At 58.8% G+C, this 19,058-nt stretch carries 15 protein-coding genes; 7 read left to right on the top strand and 8 right to left on the bottom strand.

Annotated features, from left to right (window positions below; genetic code table 11):
* Positions 1 to 43: 43 nt before the first annotated feature.
* Positions 44 to 238, bottom strand: coding sequence for a SlyX family protein (locus tag GOW40_RS17070; RefSeq protein WP_171102554.1), 195 nt, complete (start codon positions 236 to 238; stop codon positions 44 to 46).
* Positions 239 to 361: 123 nt separating this feature from the next.
* Here GOW40_RS17070 and hisS point away from each other — a divergent pair, with 123 nt between their 5' ends.
* Genes hisS through hisG form a run of 3 tightly spaced genes read left to right on the top strand, consistent with a single transcriptional unit; the run spans position 362 to position 3,666 of the window.
* Positions 362 to 1,888 carry a histidine--tRNA ligase gene (gene hisS / locus GOW40_RS17065; protein WP_171136724.1) on the top strand — a complete coding sequence of 509 codons (1,527 nt, stop codon included), beginning with the start codon at positions 362 to 364 and terminating at the stop codon, positions 1,886 to 1,888.
* Between the two features lie 3 nt (positions 1,889 to 1,891).
* Entirely contained in the window at positions 1,892 to 2,980 is a 1,089-nt protein-coding gene (locus GOW40_RS17060) for an ATP phosphoribosyltransferase regulatory subunit (protein ID WP_171136723.1), read from the top strand.
* Positions 2,977 to 3,666, top strand: coding sequence for an ATP phosphoribosyltransferase (hisG, locus tag GOW40_RS17055; RefSeq protein WP_171133082.1), 690 nt, complete (start codon positions 2,977 to 2,979; stop codon positions 3,664 to 3,666). Before GOW40_RS17060 ends, hisG begins: the two co-directional genes overlap by 4 nt.
* Here hisG and GOW40_RS17050 read toward each other — a convergent pair whose 3' ends face one another.
* Positions 3,667 to 4,098 carry a DUF1489 domain-containing protein gene (locus GOW40_RS17050; RefSeq protein ID WP_171133081.1) on the bottom strand — a complete coding sequence of 144 codons (432 nt, stop codon included), beginning with the start codon at positions 4,096 to 4,098 and terminating at the stop codon, positions 3,667 to 3,669.
* 129 nt (positions 4,099 to 4,227) lie between these two features.
* On the opposite strand from GOW40_RS17050, the gene GOW40_RS17045 reads away from it, so the two are divergent.
* Together GOW40_RS17045 and GOW40_RS17040 are read left to right on the top strand one after the other, a co-directional pair.
* Positions 4,228 to 6,510, top strand: coding sequence for an adenosylcobalamin-dependent ribonucleoside-diphosphate reductase (locus GOW40_RS17045; protein ID WP_171136722.1), 2,283 nt, complete (start codon positions 4,228 to 4,230; stop codon positions 6,508 to 6,510).
* A 284-nt stretch (positions 6,511 to 6,794) separates the two neighbouring features.
* Positions 6,795 to 7,970: an acetate/propionate family kinase gene (locus tag GOW40_RS17040; protein ID WP_171133079.1), complete on the top strand. Its 1,176-nt coding sequence runs from the start codon at positions 6,795 to 6,797 to the stop codon at positions 7,968 to 7,970.
* 200 nt (positions 7,971 to 8,170) lie between these two features.
* Here GOW40_RS17040 and gph read toward each other — a convergent pair whose 3' ends face one another.
* Positions 8,171 to 8,851, bottom strand: a complete 681-nt coding sequence (gph, locus tag GOW40_RS17035) for a phosphoglycolate phosphatase (protein WP_171133078.1) — start codon at positions 8,849 to 8,851, stop codon at positions 8,171 to 8,173.
* Positions 8,852 to 9,072: 221 nt separating this feature from the next.
* Here gph and hemP point away from each other — a divergent pair, with 221 nt between their 5' ends.
* Entirely contained in the window at positions 9,073 to 9,240 is a 168-nt protein-coding gene (hemP, locus tag GOW40_RS17030) for a hemin uptake protein HemP (RefSeq protein WP_171102532.1), read from the top strand.
* Positions 9,241 to 9,435: 195 nt separating this feature from the next.
* On the opposite strand, the gene GOW40_RS17025 is transcribed toward hemP, so the two are convergent.
* The 4 genes from GOW40_RS17025 to GOW40_RS17010 all read right to left on the bottom strand — a co-directional run bounded on the left by GOW40_RS17025 (position 9,436) and on the right by GOW40_RS17010 (position 16,443).
* Complete coding sequence (locus GOW40_RS17025) at positions 9,436 to 12,507, bottom strand: aminotransferase class III-fold pyridoxal phosphate-dependent enzyme (protein ID WP_171133077.1); 3,072 nt, start codon at positions 12,505 to 12,507, stop codon at positions 9,436 to 9,438.
* Positions 12,508 to 12,602: 95 nt separating this feature from the next.
* Positions 12,603 to 13,475 carry an NAD(P)-dependent oxidoreductase gene (locus GOW40_RS17020; RefSeq protein ID WP_171133076.1) on the bottom strand — a complete coding sequence of 291 codons (873 nt, stop codon included), beginning with the start codon at positions 13,473 to 13,475 and terminating at the stop codon, positions 12,603 to 12,605.
* 104 nt (positions 13,476 to 13,579) lie between these two features.
* A complete protein-coding gene (gene cueR / locus GOW40_RS17015; RefSeq protein ID WP_171102528.1) occupies positions 13,580 to 13,969 on the bottom strand; it encodes a Cu(I)-responsive transcriptional regulator in 390 nt (129 codons plus the stop codon).
* Positions 13,966 to 16,443: a heavy metal translocating P-type ATPase gene (locus GOW40_RS17010; protein WP_171133075.1), complete on the bottom strand. Its 2,478-nt coding sequence runs from the start codon at positions 16,441 to 16,443 to the stop codon at positions 13,966 to 13,968. The genes cueR and GOW40_RS17010 overlap by 4 nt, the downstream gene beginning before the upstream one ends.
* Positions 16,444 to 16,682: 239 nt before the next feature.
* Here GOW40_RS17010 and GOW40_RS17005 point away from each other — a divergent pair, with 239 nt between their 5' ends.
* Positions 16,683 to 17,840: an acyl-CoA dehydrogenase family protein gene (locus tag GOW40_RS17005; RefSeq protein WP_171133074.1), complete on the top strand. Its 1,158-nt coding sequence runs from the start codon at positions 16,683 to 16,685 to the stop codon at positions 17,838 to 17,840.
* Positions 17,841 to 18,012: 172 nt separating this feature from the next.
* On the opposite strand, the gene GOW40_RS17000 is transcribed toward GOW40_RS17005, so the two are convergent.
* A complete protein-coding gene (locus tag GOW40_RS17000; RefSeq protein ID WP_171133073.1) occupies positions 18,013 to 18,918 on the bottom strand; it encodes a LysR family transcriptional regulator in 906 nt (301 codons plus the stop codon).
* Between the last annotated feature and the right edge of the window lie 140 nt (positions 18,919 to 19,058).

Here is a 19,058-nt window from a genome sequence, read left to right as displayed (position 1 = left end):
ATGTGGCTTGCACGCCTTTCTGAGAAAGACCTGGCGTGTACGGTTAGTAATGCGGCGGGCGTTCGTCGCCGAAGACAACACCGCCCGAACCTTCTTGCGACCGTTCGGCCTCGCGTTGCAGCAACATCTCGACCCGGCGCGTCAGGCGGTCGATTTCAGATTGCTGGCCGGTCACGACCGCATTCAACTCGTCCACGGTGCGGGTCAGGTGGGCGATCTGTTCTTCCAGATGCTGCATGGTGGTCTCCTTTGCGGGGGTCATACCGCCCCAACGGCACCAAGGCCAGCGAAAGCGCGCCTTGCCCCGATGCGGGCCATGGGATAGACCGCGCGCGGAACATGACCGCGAAGGACGCCCCCGATGGCCAAGCCCAAGAAACAGCCCCGCCCCAAGGCCGTAACGCCAAAAGGGTTCCGTGACTATTTCGGCGAGGAAGTCACGCAGCGCACCGAGATGCTGCGGACGATTGCGGGTGTCTATCATCGTTACGGCTTTGACGCCTTGGAGAGCAGCGCGGTCGAAACCGTCGAGGCGCTGGGCAAGTTCCTGCCCGACGTCGACCGCCCGAATGAGGGCGTCTTTGCCTGGCAGGAGTTTGACGAGGGCGGAAACGGTGACTGGATGGCCCTGCGCTATGACCTGACCGCGCCTTTGGCCCGTGTCTATGCGCAACACCGCAACGATCTGCCCACACCTTATCGCCGTTATGCGATGGGTCCGGTCTGGCGCAACGAAAAGCCAGGGCCGGGGCGGTATCGTCAGTTTTATCAATGCGATGCGGATACGGTGGGTACGGCCTCGATGGCCGCAGATGCCGAGATCTGTGCGATGCTGTCCGAAACGCTTGAAGACGTGGGTATTCCACGCGGCGATTATCTGGTGCGGGTCAACAACCGCAAGGTTCTGAATGGTGTTTTGGAGAGTGTATTTGGTGAAGTAGATTTTGTTGCGAATACGCTTCTGCCAGGAGCGGCTAGTGGTTCGGAAATGAAGGATGCCGTACTTCGAACGATTGATAAGTTTGACAAAGTCGGTGAAGCAGGTGTTCGCGAACTTCTGACTACGGGGCGCGAGGATGCTTCCGGCGCTTTTATTGACGGTGTGGGCTTGACTGAAATGCAAGCTGAGCCCGTTATTGCTTTTCTTACCTCCAGAAGCGGCGATACGGCAAAAACTCTACAAAATCTGCGGGCAGCGGTAGGAACCTCTATTGTTGGCAACCAAGGCATTCGAGAGTTGGAACAGATCGGCGACTTGCTGGCTGCAGGGGGCTATGGATCGGATCGGATCGAGATAGACCCCTCGGTCGTGCGCGGCTTGGGTTATTACACCGGACCGGTCTATGAGGCCGAACTGACCTTTGAGATCTTCGATGAAAAAGGCCGCAAGCGGCAGTTCGGCTCGGTCGCGGGCGGTGGTCGTTACGACGATCTGGTCAAACGGTTCACGGGGCAGGAAGTGCCCGCGACCGGTATCTCGATCGGTGTTGACCGCCTGCTGGCGGCGCTGCGCGAAAAGGGTCGGATCAGCGCGCAGGCCAAGGGCCCCGTGGTCATGACGGTGATGGACCGGGACCGGATGGCCGATTATCAGGCCATGGTGGCCGAGCTGCGCAATGCGGGGATCCGGGCCGAGGTTTATCTGGGCAACCCGAAAAATTTCGGCAATCAGCTGAAATACGCGGACAAGCGCAATTCGCCGGTCGCGGTGATCGAAGGCGGGGATGAAAAGGCCAAAGGGATCGTGCAGATCAAAGACCTGATCCTCGGTGCCAAGATCGCCGAAAGCGCCACGCTTGAGGAATGGAAGGAACGCCCCAGCCAGTTCGAAGTGCCGCGCGGTGATCTGGTCGCCAAGGTGCGCGAAATTCTGGACAATCAGGACTGAGCCATGGCCAACCGTTCTCAGATACAGGCCCGCGCCGCGATGATGCGCGTGAGGTTCGAGGCCGCAGGCGCGCAAATCGTTGATCCGCCGCTGCTGCAACCGGCGGACACTCTGCTGGACCTCTATGGCGAAGATATCCGCGCGCGCGCCTATGTAACATCGGATGCATTGCGCGGTGAGCAGATGCTGCGCCCGGATTTCACCTTGCCGGTGGTGCAGATGCACATGTCGGAAGGGGCAGAACCCGCGCGCTATACCTATTCCGGTGAGGTTTTTCGCCGACAGGAACACGACCCGGACCGGGCCAATGAATACATTCAGGTGGGGTATGAGGTCTTTGACCGCGTCGATCCCGCCGGTGCCGATGCCGAGGTGTTCTCCCTGATCGCATTACAGTTGCGAGGTCTGCCGCTGCGGGCGGCGACCGGTGACATCGGCATTCTGATAGCAGCGGTTGCAGGGCTTCAGACGACCGAGCGCCGCAAAGCCGCGTTGATGCGCCATCTTTGGCGTCCGCGCCGGTTCCGCCATTTGCTGGACCGTTTTGCGGGTCGTGCCGCCGGGCCTGAAACCCGCGACGCTCTGCTGAATGCGGCGGACCCGTTGGCCGTTGGCGCACCGATGATCGGCAAGCGCCGGGCCGCCGAGATCGAGGCGCGGATCGAAGCGCTGCGCGAAGATCGGGAGACAGCTCCGATTTCGGATTCCGAGCTGGCCGGGCTCGAAACCTTGCTGAATGTGCGCGAAACCATGCCTTTTGCGCTGGAACAGCTGCGCGACGTGGCGGTGGATCTGCCCCAGATCACCCCCGCCTTGGATCGGCTCGAGGCCCGTATTGCGGCGCTTCAGGCGCGTGGGGTGGATGTGGAGCGGCTGGATTTCGAGGCCTCTTATGGTCGCACCTCAATGGAATATTATGACGGTTTTGTCTTTGGCTTCTACGCCGAAGGCCGCCCCGATTTGCCGCCTGTGGCAACGGGCGGTCGGTACGACGCGCTGACCCGGCAACTTGGTGGCGGGGCCGAGATCCCGGCGGTTGGGGGCGTAATTCGCCCGGACCTTATGCTAAGCGTTGAGGAGGCCGGGCAATGAGTTTGAAACTTGGTGTGCCCTCGAAGGGCCGTCTGATGGACAAGACGTTTTCCTGGTTCGAAAAACGCGGCATCACCCTGTCGCGCAGCGGGTCGGATCGGGAATATGCCGGTAAGGTCGAAGGGATCGACGGGGTTTCGTTGATCCTGCTGTCCGCAGGGGAGATCCCGCGTGAGCTGGCGGCAGGGCGGATCAATCTGGGTGTCACCGGCATCGATCTTGTGCAGGAAAAACTGCCCCGTTGGGAGCAACAGGTGGAAGAGATCGCGCAGTTGGGCTTTGGCAAAGCTGATCTGATCATCGCGACCCCGGCTTGCTGGGTCGATGTGGATACGCTGGATGATCTGGATGCGGCTGCGGCGGCGTTTCGCAAAACACACGGGCACCGTCTGCGGATTGCCACCAAATACCACCGTCTGGTGCGGGAGTTTCTGGCCAATGCGGGCGTGGCCGATTACACGCTGGTCGACAGTCAGGGCGCGACCGAAGGGACGGTCATGAACGAAACCGCCGAGGCGATTGCCGATATCACATCGACGGGTGAAACGTTGCGGGCCAATCACCTCAAGATCCTTTCGGATGGGCTGATCCTGCAATCGCAGGCGACGCTTTGGCGCAGCCGGGTGGCCAAATGCAGCCCCGAAGACAAGGCTGTCCTGGCCGCGTTATTGGATCGTCTGAGCTGACTAAAGCACACCGATTTCGGCAAGCGCGCGGTTCAGATCATCGGGCAGGGCATCATCTTGTTCGCGGTTTTTGGGTAGGTCGGCGGGCGTGTCCTCGGGTTTGAGGTAACGCCAGCCCTGAAACGGGCGCTTAAGGGCGTTTTGGGTGCGATGCACCTGAGGGTCCAGCACGATGGCACAGCGCCGGATGCCATCCTCGCCGCGTACCTCGTCCAGTCGCAGGATCCGTTGGCGGCACTGGATCACGCCCTTGATCACCCAATAGATTGATCCGCCGTTCAGAATTTCGGTCTCGCGCTTGGGCCACATGCGAGTGACATGGCGTGGGCAGCCATCCTCATAGAGTGGCTTGCGGCTGTCCTGCCACGCGATCAGCGTGTCGACGCTTTCCGAGCCAACCGAGAGTTTGACGAGATTTACGTACTTATCCACAGCTTTCCCACAGAGTCGTCCCAAGAGCGGTCTCTATATTGTAGCTTGCAAAACGCAGCCATCAAGGTGTTGTGGTGATGGTGTGAATTGAGATAGTCTGGATACCTCTTTCTAGTCAGGGAATCACCAATGAGCCGCTTTGCCGCCCCCATCGCCGAGCAGATCTGGGACATGAAATACCGCTTTAAGGAAGCGGATGGCACACCCATTGACCAGACGGTCGAGGACAGTTGGCGCCGCATCGCGCGCGATCTGGCGCGGGTCGAAAAAGACCCTGAGCATTGGGCCGGGAAATTCTATGAGGCGCTGGAGGATTTCAAATACCTGCCAGCGGGCCGTATCACCGCGGGTGCTGGCACGGCGCGGCAAGTGACTCTGTTCAACTGTTTTGTCATGGGCACAGTGCCTGACAGCATGGGCGGTATCTTTGATATGCTCAAAGAGGCCGCGCTGACCATGCAGCAGGGCGGGGGGATCGGTTATGACTTCTCGACGATCCGCCCGCGCGGAGCGGATGTCAAAGGTGTGGCCGCCGATGCCTCGGGGCCGTTGAGTTTTATGGATGTCTGGGATGCCATGTGCCGGACCATTATGTCCGCCGGTTCTCGCCGGGGGGCGATGATGGCCACGATGCGCTGTGACCACCCCGATATCGAACAGTTCATCACTGCCAAATCCGACCCGGCGCGGTTGCGCATGTTCAACATGTCCGTGCTGGTCACCGACCCGTTCATGGAGGCCGTCAAGGCCGATGGCCCGTGGGAGCTGGTGTTTGACGGCAAGGTCTATCACACGGTTCAGGCGCGGGATCTGTGGAACAAGATCATGCAGGCCACCTATGACTATGCCGAGCCAGGCGTGATCTTTATCGACCGGATCAATCAGGCCAACAACCTGAGCTATGTCGAGACCATAGCCGCCACCAACCCCTGCGGAGAGCAGCCGCTCCCCCCTTATGGCGCGTGTTTGCTGGGGTCGATCAACCTGGCGCGTCTGGTGGCAGACCCGTTCGAAGAGGCCGCGCATCTGGACGAGGCCGCGCTGCAAGAGCTGGTCGCTACGGCCGTGCGGATGATGGACAATGTGGTAGATGCATCGAAATTTCCGCTGCCCGAGCAAGCCGCTGAGGCGCAAGCCAAACGGCGCATCGGATTGGGCGTGACCGGGCTGGCGGATGCACTGCTGATGCTGGGCCTGCGCTATGGGTCAGACGAGGCGGCGCGTCAAACCGAGCGCTGGTTGCACGCAATCGCCCGCGCCGCGTATCTGGCGTCGGTCGATCTGGCAAAGGAAAAAGGGGCGTTTCCTTTGTTCGATGCCGAGAAGTTTCTGGCCAGCGGCACGATGCAGCATATGGACGAGGATGTGCGTGCAGCGATCCGGGAACATGGCATCCGGAATGCGCTGCTGACATCGATCGCGCCAACGGGGACGATATCGCTTTATGCTGGCAATGTGTCCTCGGGGATCGAGCCGGTCTTTGCTTACGCCTACACCCGTAAGGTGCTGCAAAAGGATGGCTCACGCACTGAAGAAGAGGTTGTGGACTATGCGGTGCAGATGTGGCGCGATAAGTTCGGCGATACTGAATTGCCCGACTATTTCGTCAATGCGCAGACTCTCAGCCCGTCAGATCACGTCAAGATGCAGGCGGCGGCACAGAAATGGATCGACAGCTCGATTTCCAAGACGATCAACTGCCCGGAAGATATCAGCTTTGATGCGTTCAAAGACGTCTACATGCAGGCCTGGGATGAAGGCTGCAAAGGTTGCACGACCTACCGCCCGAATGATGTGACGGGCTCGGTCCTGACCGTATCTGAAAGCGACGACAAAGCGCCCGGTGAAAGCGCCAGTGCACCGCATGAGGTGGACGGCGGCGACGTGATCTATATGTCCGAGCCGCTGGATCGCCCGCAATCTCTGGAAGGATCGACCTATAAGCTGAAATGGCCTGACAGCGAACATGCGATCTATCTGACCATCAATGATATCGTGATCGGCCAACGCCGGCGACCTTTTGAAGTGTTTATCAACTCGAAGAACATGGAACACTATGCCTGGACTCTGGCCCTGACCCGCATGATTTCGGCTGTGTTCCGGCGTGGCGGGGATGTGTCTTTTGTGGTGGAAGAGCTGAAGGCCGTCTTTGACCCGCGTGGTGGGGCCTGGGTGCAGGGCAAGTATATTCCGTCAATCCTGGCCGCCATCGGTGGCGTGATCGAACAGCATATGGTTGCCATCGGGTTCCTGGAAGGCGAGGGGATGGGCCTGAAATCCGACCCTCAAGCGCAGGTTGTCAACATGGACGCCCCGCGCGGCAAAGCCTGCCCGTCCTGCGGGCAATATGACATGGTGATGATCGAAGGCTGCATGACCTGCCGCAGCTGCGGACATTCCAAATGTGGGTAACCAGAGCCTGAGGGTTTCCTGAGCCGCAAACTGTTGCTTTTGTCGGATGCCCATAGGTCATGCGGCCATTTTTGAAATGGTCGTCGGGCGTACGTGGCGCTGAGGGCCCGCAGCGACATATTGATGAAACATTCGAACGGTATCTGACGGGTGCCGGGCACAGCGCTGGTGTTTTCGGACAAGATGCTTCATCAGTCTGAACAGTTAGACGAATTGCGACAACGCGTATTCAGTGTCGGGCGTGAACGCGCCCCTGAATTCGGTTTGGGGAAATAGCCTCTCTTATGGATCACATCATCACCTTGAATGCGGGCTCTTCGTCCTTGAAATTTGGCCTGTTTGCTGCGTCGCAAAGCGATCCGGTGTTGATCTGTTCGGGGATCGTTGAAAATATCGGCAGCTCTTCGGCCCATATTCGTTTGCGTGAACGGGATGGAAAATCTCTGGAGGATGGTGTTTCGGACGCGTTGCGCGATCATGGAGCCGCTTTGGACAGCATTTTGAATCTGCTCCAGATCGAATTCCCACATGCGCGTATTGCGGCGGTCGGGCATCGCGTGGTGCATGGAGGTCCGAACAACGGAGGGCCCGTGGTTCTGACGCCGGACAGCCTTGAGAAGCTGAGACAGCTCGAACCGTTTGCACCGTTGCATCAGCCCGTCAATCTGGACGGGGCGCAAGATGCGATGAAGCGTTTCCCAGAAGCCAAGCAGGTTGCGTGTTTCGATACCGCATTTCACCGCAACCACCCCTGGGTCAACGACACCTTTGCGCTGCCGTCTGAGTTTTACGATATCGGCGTGCGGCGCTATGGCTTTCATGGGCTCAGTTATGAGTACGTCTCGGGCCATTTGAAAGAGACGGCACCGCTTATACATGGCGGGCGCGTGGTTGTTGCCCATCTGGGCAACGGGGCGTCGATGTGCGCGATGATTGATGGGCGGTCGGTGGGCTCCAGCATGGGGTTTTCGGCCATGGACGGCTTGCCCATGGGTACACGGTGCGGGCAGTTGGACCCGGGTGTTGTTCTGTATCTGATGGATCAGTGCAGCATGAGTGCAGACGAGATCTCGGATCTGCTGTACCGGAAATCCGGTCTGCTGGGCCTATCGGGCATGACCAGCGATATGCGGACGCTCGAAGCTTCGGACGCGCCAGGTGCACGCAATGCGATCAACTATTTCACCTTCCGAATTCGGCGCGAGTTGGGGGCGATGGCTGCTGTTCTGGGCGGGTTGGATGCGCTTGTGTTCACCGGAGGGATTGGCGAGAATTCAACCTATATCCGTGAACGTATCTGCACCGATATGGGCTGGCTGGGAATTGAGCTGGACCATGACGCCAATGCGGACAACCGCACCGTGATTTCGACCGATCTGTCGCGTGTGACGCTGATGGTTGTTCCTACCAACGAAGAATTGGTGATCGCACGGGCCGCGCTGCAACTGATGCAGGTGTAAGGCCGCTCGGTGGTAGGGTTTCGTTAAGAAAAAATTAACCACTACGGGAAACCCCCAATATCCCGATCTGTGTGGCTGGGGTATGACTGGTTTACCGCTTCAAGACCGTCCCCCCGCGGTCTTGTCACTTTCACAAAATTCCCCAATGAGGGGTCGGTATCAAACCCCCTCGACCGGCCCCTCTATTGGGGGTTTTGTGATTATCTCGATACAGTCTCTGGGTCCTGCTGCATAAGATCTTTTACAAGTTCGGGCAGATTCGAGCTGTGATTGTAGCTTGCGGAATGGGGCAGCTTTTCTATGGGCGATTTGCGATAGCCCTCGGTGAAGAGCAGGAACGGCACCCCGGCGCGTCGCCCGGTTTCGGCGTCCACCTCGCTGTCTCCGACAAAGATCAAGGGCCCCGATATGTCCATCGCATCATAGGTGGCAAGCAGGTGTTGCGGGTCCGGTTTGCGCGTTGGCAGCGTGTCACCCCCGGTGACCACGTCAAAGAAATGCGACAGATTCAACGCTTCTAACACATGACGTGCCGGGGCCTCGGGCTTGTTGGTGCAGACGGCCAAAACATGTCCCATGTCACGCAATTGGGTCAAAGCGCCAGTCACGCCCGGGTAGCATCTGGTGTGTTCGCAGGGGGTAGCGTTGTAATGCGCCAAGGTGCTTTGGGTAAGCTCAACATGTCGATCCATCGGTATGGCGCAATGGGTCATCGCCCGTTCGACAAGTGTTGGCAGCCCGTTGCCAACAAACCCCTTGATGGTTTCATCTGGCAATGGGTCCTGGCCGACATCTGCCAGCATTCGGTTCACCGATTGCGCCAAATCGGCGAGGCTGTCGATCAATGTGCCATCGAGGTCAAATACAACAGCTGCTTGCATGCGCTTTCCATCCTTTACCACGGTATTTCGGGCCTAGCGCCCCTTGGTCTGGGATACAATGCCAAGCCGGGATGCGATCGAGAAAAGACAGACCTTGACATATCCGACAAAAATTATCAGATTAACCCTATGCCGCGTAGCCAACCCAATTCTGGGTCAGCCAGATGACACAGTCCAAAACAGATACGGCTTGTTGCCCGACACCTTCTGGAGACGCCCTGATGAACGCTCAAAACCCGACCCCGACCCAAGGTTACCCGGTCTCATTGCTTCCGGCCCACAAGGCTGAAGACCTGACCAAAGGTGGTAATCTCGCTCACATCGAATTGGGTGACCAGCTATATACGCTACGCATTACCCGTGCCGGGAAATTGATCCTAACGAAATGAGCGTTAAGCCCTGAGTGGATGCCATCGAGAACAGTGCTCCTGAAAACCGCGGCTGCGAAGGCAGAATTGGCAAAGCATTTTGGTAAACCTGTCTTGGAGGCTCGTAAGACCCCCGTGCCGTGATTTGGTTCTCGCAACGCCCCGCTTGTGGCTCATTGATCGGCGCAGAAACCCCGGTTTCCACCGGGGTTTCTTTTAGCTGCAGCCGCACCCGGCTTGATGATGCGCGTGGCCGCAGGATGGGACAGGGACAGGGGCGAAGTCGCCTACTTCGCATAATACATCGCGCAAAGCCCAGAGGATCATGTCCACATCATCAGCTTCAATCGTCAGCGGTGGTCGGATCTTGAGCACGTTGTCTTTGGGCCCTTCGCTACCAATAAGAATACGATGATCACGCATTCGGTTTTTGACGTATCGACAGATCTCGGTGCCTTCTGAACCATCCGGATTGATCAATTCGACCCCCAGAAACAGCCCCATACCGCGCACATCGCCGACGCAGGCGAACTCGGCCTCGATCTCGCGCAGCCCGTCGATCAGACGCGCGCCCATCAGCTGGGCGTTTTCCTGCAAGCCTTCGTCATCAACAATATCCAAAACCTCTTTGCCGATCCGGCAAGACAGGGTTGAGCCGCCAAAGGTCGAAAAGAACTCGATCCCATTGTCAAAGCTTTCAGCGATGGCTTTGGTGGTCACAACTACCCCGATCGGGTGCCCGTTCCCGATGGGTTTGCCCAGAACAACGATATCCGGCAACGCGCCTTGTTGCTCAAAGCCAAAATAATGCGTTCCCAACCGTCCAAGCCCGGTCTGAACCTCATCTGCAATGCAGAGCCCTCCAGCCGCGCGGATCTTGTCGTAAACGGCGGGCAGGTACCCGTTGGGTGGAATAATCTGGCCCCCGACAGACGGGAAGGTTTCAGCGATAAACCCTGCCAATCCCTGACCCCGCTCTTGCAAGGCCTGGATGGCGGGGTCCACTAAATCGGCATATTTTTGCGCCCGCTGGTCATCATCGCGTTTGTATCTCCCGCGATAATCATCCGCGACCTCAACAAGCTCAACCCAATCGGCCTTGCCGACACCACCGGGCTTGTTGAACTTATAGGCCGAGATCGCCACCGCGGCGTTCGTGTTCCCATGATAGCCATGATCGGGCGTTACGATCCCTTTTGAGCCCGTATGCGCCCGCGCCAAACGAAGCGCCAGCTCATTGGCCTCGGTGCCCGAGTTGACAAAGAAGCAGACCTGAAGGTGATTGGGCAATTTCGACAGGAGTTTATCAGCAAATGCCGTTTGCGCGGGGTGGAGGTAGCGCGTGTTCGAGTTCACCCGCTTCAACTGATCCGCCGCCACGGCCTGAATGCGCGGTTGCGCGTGGCCGACATGGGGGACATTGTTATAGGCGTCAAGATAAGGCCTGCCCCACTCGTCAAACAGATGGTGCTTCCACCCGCGCACCAGCATCACTGGTACGTCATAGGTCAACGACAGGTTTCCAGCGAAATGGTCCTGACGATTCCGCAGCACCGCTTGCGCGTCGGTGGGTCGATAATAAACCTTCTCGTCTGGCAGGTTCAACAGCGCCGCTGGGTTCGGGCAAACAGCGTGCCACAGCTCCATCTCATCAGGGTCACCGACGCCGGGCCAGTCGGCCTCCATTCCGTCAGTGGTCAGCGCCAGTTGGAAATGCACATGCGGCGCCCATCCGCCATTCTGTCCAGGATCGCCCAGACGGGCAAACACGGCCCCGTGTTCTACCGGATCACCGGGTTTCAAACGGTCACAGCATTCAGGGTCCAGATGGCCGTAGAGTGTATAAAAGGGATCCCCCTTGGGCGTTTCATGTCGCAGGATGACCACACCGCCATAATCCAGGTGGTTGTCCCGGTTCTCGACCACTTCGACCCGCCCAGCCAATGGTGCGTACAGTTCGGTTCCCGCAGCTGCGAAGACGTCTACTGCCAGATGCACGGTGCGCCGATCCGACGCTTTCCACGGCCCCTTGCGGAACCCGGGCTCGGCATAGATCAAACGCGGTTCGTTGTAATAGCCCAGCCACAGGCCCTCACCAAACTCAGACCCCACGCGCGCGGCCTCGGATAAAGGCATATCAAACGGGTTTTGTGGCCAGGTCGAGTTCTCAACGGACAGCGATCCCAGAGGCAGGTCATTCAAATCCTGCCCGAACATGGGTGCGAACTGACCGCGTTGATCACGCAGAAAGGCCATCACGCGTTCGGCCTCATCGGCGACAGGCAAGCCACAGGCTGCCCGCAGTCGCGCGGCCATCAGCCCACCATTGACTGAAGGGTTCTCCAAAAACCGCCAGGCCGGAGCCTGCGAGATGGTCACGTAGGGGTCATCAGGGGTCTCTGCCGCCATAAGCGTTGAATTCACCACGGAAACCGCCAGGCGCATACGCAAAAGCGGCCAGATCAGATCCACTTCTTCCGTGCGCAACCGATTGGCCGCATTGTAGCCTTTGACCAGCGCTGTCAGCGCGCGTTCCGGCTTTGGGTGATCCAGCACCACATAAGCTCCGGCAATGGCCAGTTCACACACCCGTGGCGCGGCGCACATATCGCCAAGATCAATCAGACCAGAGATCCGGTGCTGCTCGCCCAATTCGCCTTCGACCAGAATGTTGTAGTCATTGGCATCGTTGTGAATGGCCTGTTTGGGCAAATCTGCCAAACGCTGTGACACCGCGTGAAAGCCCTCGCAAATTTCACGTAGCAAAATACGGCGTGCAGGGTCTGCGATCCGATCCAACTTGCTATCTATCCAGCCCGCCTGTGTCAGGTCCCACTTGAACGCATCGCGGTGCAGCCACTGATGATGAAACCCTTCCAGCGCCCGATCCATTGCGCCCAAAACACGCCCAAGTTTCAGGATCAGAGCCTCGGACTTTGGAGCTGATTTCGCATAGACCGCACCGGGCAGCCGTTCCAGCATCCAAACATGCCGCGTCTTGCCATCCGGGTCTGCGATCTCTGGCAACGCCCGGCCTTGCAGATCCGGGATTACCTTCGGTACCGGCAAGCCTGGCGCTGCGTTGGCAAGATGGGACAAGGCCTGGATTTGCAGATCCACAAGAGCGGGTGCGCATCCCGCTCGCATGACCTTGAGCACATAGTCCTGGCCATTGGTGGCCTGCACCAGATAGTTCAGATCATATTCACCATCCAGACGTGTCAGCCGTCCGTCTAACCCCCAGTGCTGACGCAGCGCATCTGACCAGAATGCTGAAATATCACTCATCTACACCTCTGCCATTCAACAGTCGGGCTCCGCCTCATCTGGTGGAAAAAAATCGCGCTTGTCGCAACGGGGGCAGACAGCCCCCCATTGTCTGCCTAGCCAAGCGCGCGCAGGCGCTTGATCAGGGACGAGGTGTCCCACCGCCCCCCGCCCAGTTTTTGGACGTCCTTATAGAACTGATCCACCAGAGCGGTCACAGGCAGGGATGCCCCTGTCTCATCGGCGGTGTCGAGGCAGATGCCCAGATCCTTGCGCATCCAGTCCACAGCAAACCCATGATCAAAGTGATCGTCCAGCATGGTTTCATAGCGGTTGGCCATCTGCCAACTGCCCGCCGCGCCCTGGCTAATCACCTCAACCACGGCACGCCCGTCCAGCCCGGCCTTCTCGGCAAAATGGAGCGCTTCGCTCAGGCCCTGAACCAGACCGGCAATCGCGATCTGGTTGCACATTTTGGTCATCTGTCCGGCACCGCTCTCGCCGATGCGGCGGCAAATCTTAGAATAGACCTGCATCACCGGTTCGGCCGCATCAAATACAGGCTGATCGCCACCGCACATGATCGACAGTACGGCATTTTCCGCCCCTGCCTGACCGCCAGAGATCGGCGCGTCAACAAAGCCCAGACCTTTTGCCTGCGCTGCTTCGTACAGCTCGCGCGTGACCTTGGCCGAAACGGTGGTGTGATCAACGAAAGTGGCTCCCGCTGTCATGCCATGAAACGCGCCGGACTCACCGGTGCAGACAGACCGCAGATCATCGTCATTGCCGACGCAGGCCATGACGAAATCCGCTCCTGTCGCGGCTTCTTTCGGTGTAGCGGCCATCGCGCCGCCATGCTGGTCCACCCAGGCCTCGGCCTTGCTTGCGGTGCGGTTATAGACGGTAACGTCATAACCTGCGGCCTGCAGGTGCCCAGCCATTGGATAGCCCATGACACCCAGGCCAAGGAACGCGACTTTTGCCATTTGTGAAATCCTCTCCACCTTCGTGGTCAGCAGCGCTCATAGGCGAGTGACCCGTGCTTTGAGCGAAGACAAAGCAAAGCTGGCCACAAAGGGCAACCCCGGCGTCAGCTTTTCCCACCCAGATCCTTCAGGATCGGGCAATCGGGGCGGGTGTCGCCTGCGCAGGCCTCGATCAAATGGCTGAGCGTGTCGCGCATCGCGCGCAGATCCGCAATCTTGGCCTCGATCTGAGACAGGTGATCACGGGCAATGCGTTTTACATCCGCACTGGCGCGGCTTTCATCTTCGTAAAGAGCAAGCAGGGCGCGGCAGTCTTCGATGGTGAACCCTAGCGTGCGTGCGCGGCCCAGAAAGGCCAGCTTGTGCACGTCCTGATCCCGAAACTGGCGATAGCCATTGGTGTCGCGCAGTGGTTTGATCAGATCGATCTCTTCGTAATAACGGATCGTCTTGGCTGGCAGGCCGGTCTTGTTGGCAACGTCTCCGATATTCATGCGTGAGCCTTCTGGCCCTGTGTTGCAGGGGATGTATCTGGCACGCTTGCCTGCACTCGGCGCAGACGCAGCGCGTTCGAGACGACAAAGACGCTGGACAAGGCCATGGCCCCCGCCGCCAGCGCCGGTGACAGCAGATGACCGCCAAAGGGATAGAGCGCCCCGGCGGCGACAGGGATCAGCAACACGTTGTAGCCAAAGGCCCAGCCCAGGTTCTGACGGATATTGCGAAGGGTGCGGCGGCTGATCTCGACCGCGTTGGCCACACCGCGCAGATCGCCTGACATCAACACCACGTCTGCGGTCTCGACCGCGACATCCGTACCCGTACCGATGGCAAGGCCAATATCTGCTGTGGCCAAGGCCGGGGCGTCGTTTATCCCGTCACCAACATAGGCCAGCGTGCCATGCTGGCGTTTCAGCGCTTCGACCGCCTCGACCTTGCCAGAAGGTAACACCTCGGCGGTTACGATTTCGATGCCCAGAGTATCGGCCAAAGACCGAGCAGTCCGGGTATTGTCTCCGGTGATCATGGCCACCGTGAGGCCCATCTGGCGCAACCGCACCAGAGCCTCGGATGTGCCCGGCTTGATCGGGTCAGCAACCGATAGCGCCGCAGCGGCGAGCCCGTCGATGGCCACATAGACCGGGGTCGCACCGCTATCGGCATAGCTTGCGGCGGTATCGGCCAGATCGGAAAGGTCGATAGCATTGTCATGCATCAGACGATCCGAGCCGATCAGAACTGTGTGGTCTTCGACCTTGGCGCTCAAACCGCGTCCCGTCAGGGACTGGAACTCAGACACTTTGGGCAGCCTAGCAGGACCGGCGCGCGTGATGGCCTGCGAAATAGGATGCTCGGACTGCGCTTCCGCTGCCGCCGCAAGACGCAGCACATCAATTTTCTGGACCCCATTGGCCAGTGTCATCTCGACCAATTCCGGACGTCCTTGGGTTAGCGTGCCAGTCTTATCGAAGGCGATGAGTTTCGCCTGCTGCAAATGTTGCAGCGCATCGCCTTTGCGGAACAACACACCCAGTTCTGCCGCGCGCCCGGTGCCCACCATGATCGAAGTGGGTGTCGCCAGCCCCATTGCACAGGGGCAGGCGATGATCAGAACCGACACACCGGCCACCAGTGCCAAGGGCAGGGCCGGGGTAGGTCCCACAGCCAGCCAGATCAGTACCGTTGCGCAGGCGACAGCAATGACGGCGGGCACAAACCATAAGGTAATCCTGTCAACCACGCCCTGTATCGGCAGTTTAGCGCCCTGAGCCTGTTGCACCATCCTGATGATCTGCGCCAGAACCGTATCCGCGCCAACTTTGGTCGCGCGTATCTGCAAGGCACCGGTGCCGTTCAGCGTACCACCGACAACCGCGTCGCCAGCCTTTTTGCCGATGGGAACGGGCTCGCCTGTGATCATGCTCTCGTCGACATAAGAGCGCCCATCCAGCACGTCGCCATCCACCGGAAGGCGCTCGCCCGGGCGGATCATCAGAACGTCCCCCACACCCACTTCGGTCAAAGGGAGTTCGACAAACGAGTCTCCGCGTTTGACTTGCACAGTATTGGGTCGCAATCCGATCAGCTTACGGATCGCGGCACCGGTACGGCCCTTGGCCCGAGCCTCAAGACTGCGCCCCAAAAGGATCAGCACCACAATCACTGCGGCCGCTTCGAAATAGACGTTTGCGGTGCCTTCGGGCAGCCAATGCGGCGCGAAACAGGCGACAACAGAGTAGAGATAGGCAGCACCAGTGCCCAAAGCGACCAAGGCGTTCATATCCGGCGTGCCCTTCAGCAGTGACGGAAGGCCCTTGGCATAAAAAATGCGGCCCGGGCCAATCAGCAGCACCGAGGTGAGCGCGAATTGGATCAATCGGCTGGTCTGCTCACCGATGGTGGCGTGGATCCAATGATGGAAGGCAGGCACCATATGCCCGCCCATTTCGAGCACAAAGACTGGCAAGGCCAGCAACGCAGCAAGAATGGTAACCCTTTTCAGTGATTGGTATTCGGCAGAATAGCTCTGGTCTGCCTCCTCGGTCGTCGGGGACACTGTACGCGCCGCATACCCTGTTTTTGTGACCCGCGCAGCCAGCGATGCAGGGTCGGTTGCGCCTTCCAGATAGGTTATCCGCGCTTGGCGTGTTGCCAGATTGACATTGGCCTCTGTCACCCCCGGCACTGCCAGCAAGGCGCGCTCAATCCGCCCGACGCATGATGCGCAACTCATGCCCTCGATTGACAGATCCGCTTGAAGGCGTGTGGCCGGGTAGCCAGCGTCTTTCAGCGCGGTTTCTACTGCGGGTATGTCACCTAAGTATTCGACCTTCGCCAAGTGGGTCGCAAAATTGACCGCAGCGTCGGTGACCCCCGGTACGGTACGCAAAGCAGCTTCTGCCCGGCGAACGCATGACGCGCAGCTGAGGCCGGAAACCTTGAACTCTATATGATGTTGCGCCGTCAAGAAAACTGTTCCGCTGTGCAATTTGGCCTGTATATGAGGGTTCCAGTCACGGGAAGGTCAAGGGCCGCAAGGCGAATTCTTCGCCCTAAAATACTGTTTCGTGCAAAATAGGCGGGTTGAGTCTATATCGCCTTCAGGGAAACGTGGCGTTTCGATATTCGCAAACGCTGCGTCACGCGGATTGGCGGGCGCCTATATGTCCGCTAGCTTTTGTCATGTTACGCATCACGGAGGCCGCCATGTCCCTTTTCACCAGTTCCGCCGCTTGGGTTACCGATGAACACAAGATGTTCGCCGAATTGGCGAGCCGGTTCATGGACGACGCCTTGGTGCCCAATGTCGAGACCTGGGTCGAAAACGGCGTCGTCGATCGTGATTTTTGGATGCAGGCGGGCGAAACAGGCCTCATGGCCGGATCGATTGACGAGGCCTATGGAGGCGTTGGTGGCGGCATGGGCTTTGACGCTGTTACGCTCTATGAACAGGCCGCGCGCGGGGACGCGGGATGGGGCTATGGCATCCAGTCGATCGTGATCCACTATCTGACGGCTTATGGCAGCGAAGATCAGAAGCAGAAATGGCTGCCCAAGCTGGCTTCGGGCGAAATGGTCGGTGCTCTGGCAATGACCGAGCCAGGCACCGGTTCGGACGTTCAGTCCGTGCGGACCACCGCCGAGAAAGACGGCAATTCCTATCGCATGAATGGATCAAAGATCTTCATCACCAATGGGCAGTCGGCAGATCTGGTGATTGTGGCCGCAAAGACCGATAAGTCACTCGGGGCCAAGGGCGTATCCCTTATTGCAGTTGAAACCGAAGGCACCGAAGGGTTTCGAAGGGGGCGGAACCTGAAAAAGCTGGGTATGAAGGGCAACGACACAGCAGAGCTCTTCTTTGAAGATGTCAAAGTTCCGATGACCAACCTGTTGGGGCCGGAAGAGGGGCAGGGCTTTTATCAATTGATGAAGCAACTCCCGTGGGAGCGGTTGTCGATTGGTATCATGGCGCTGGGTGCGATTGATTTTGCTATCACTGAAACGGTGAAGTATGTGCAAGAGCGTAAGGCATTTGGCCAGCGGGTTATGGATTTCCAGAACACCCGCTTCAAGCTGGCCGAATGTAAGACAAAAGCCGAGGTGTTGCGTAGCTTTGTGAATGATTGCATCGCCAAGCTCGAGGCCGGAGAGCTGGATGCCGCCACTGCTTCGATGGTAAAATACTGGGGCTCGGAAGTGCAGAATGAGATCATGCACGAATGCCTGCAATTGTTCGGTGGCTATGGTTTCATGATGGAATACCCGATCGCTCGGCTTTACGCGGATGCGCGGGTGCAGATGATTTATGGCGGCACCAATGAGGTCATGAAAGAACTGATTGCGCGTTCTCTGGATGTCTGAACCTCTGATCTCGTAAAGCTCCCGCCCGTCGTCGATGTTCCAGTCGGAACATCTCCTCCCGTTGGGCCGGGCCCGCGCGAGCAACGCTCGCGCGGGCCCGGCCCCCCCTGCCGTCCGCAGGACGCAAGGCCGAAGGCCGCGCAGTTTGCTCTTGCGCTTTGTCTCAATGAACTCAGCTGACTGGACGCGTTGAGCCTTCGAGCTGATCGGTCAACCAGGCGCGAAATGAACGCAGAGGTTCGGGGGTTGGGCGGCCCGTCGGCCAGACCAGATAGTAGTCCCCCAAGCTGACATCCGGACCGTTCCAGGCCGGTACAAGGTGTCCGGCTTGGATATCCTCCTGGATCAGATAGGACGGCAGAAGCGCGACGCCCAGTCCGTGAATAGTGGCCTGGATCATCGTTGCAAATTGATCAAACAGCATACCAGTCAGCCCGCTGGCGACGTGGTTTTGCGCGCTGAACCAATGTTCCCAGGCGTCCGGGCGTGTCTCCATATGCAGCAGGGGTGCATTGGCGAGGGTCGCCAGGCTGGAGAACCCGGACGGGGCCAGGCTTGGTGCGCAGACGGGCAGAATGGTTTCCTGCATAATCGGCAGGTACTCAACACCGCTCCAATCCCGCCGTCCGAAATGAATTGCCGCGTCAAAGCTTTGGGTTGCAAAGTCGAAGGGGCGCAGGCGTGTGCCCAGGTTGACTGTCACCTCGGGGTGCTTGCGTGCAAAATCCAGCAAACGGGGGGCCAGCCAATGCATGCCAAATGCTGGCAGGATAGACAGGTTCAGCGATCCGCCCACCGGGTTGGCCTTGAGGTTTAGTGCGGCCTGAGCAAGGTCCTGCAGGGCCGATCTTGCCGTCGCGACATAGGTTTGTGCGGCCGGCGTCAGGTGCAGGCGCATCTGGCTGCGTTCGATCAGGGTCACGCCCAGTTGATCCTCCATCGTTTTCAACTGACGGCTGATCGCGCTTTGCGTCAGCGACAACTCCTGTGCTGCGGCTGACGCACTGCCCAGACGGTCAACTGCCTCCAGCGCGAGCAGAGACGAAACAGAGGGCAGAAAGCGGCGGGGGGCAATCATATGACATATCCTCATACCTTTCCGACGCAATAACACTGGTTTTTCCTTTGCGCCAGCGCGATGAGTGTCTGGCCGTCGAGGCTTGCACTGACCGCGCAGGCTGATTCTAAGTTGAGCGGCAAACAGAATGTCGTCTCCGG

Source organism: Ruegeria sp. HKCCA6707 (assembly GCF_013033515.1).
In the GTDB taxonomy this organism is placed as follows: Bacteria; Pseudomonadota; Alphaproteobacteria; order Rhodobacterales; family Rhodobacteraceae; genus Ruegeria.
This window is presented reverse-complemented; position numbering and strand designations above follow the sequence as displayed.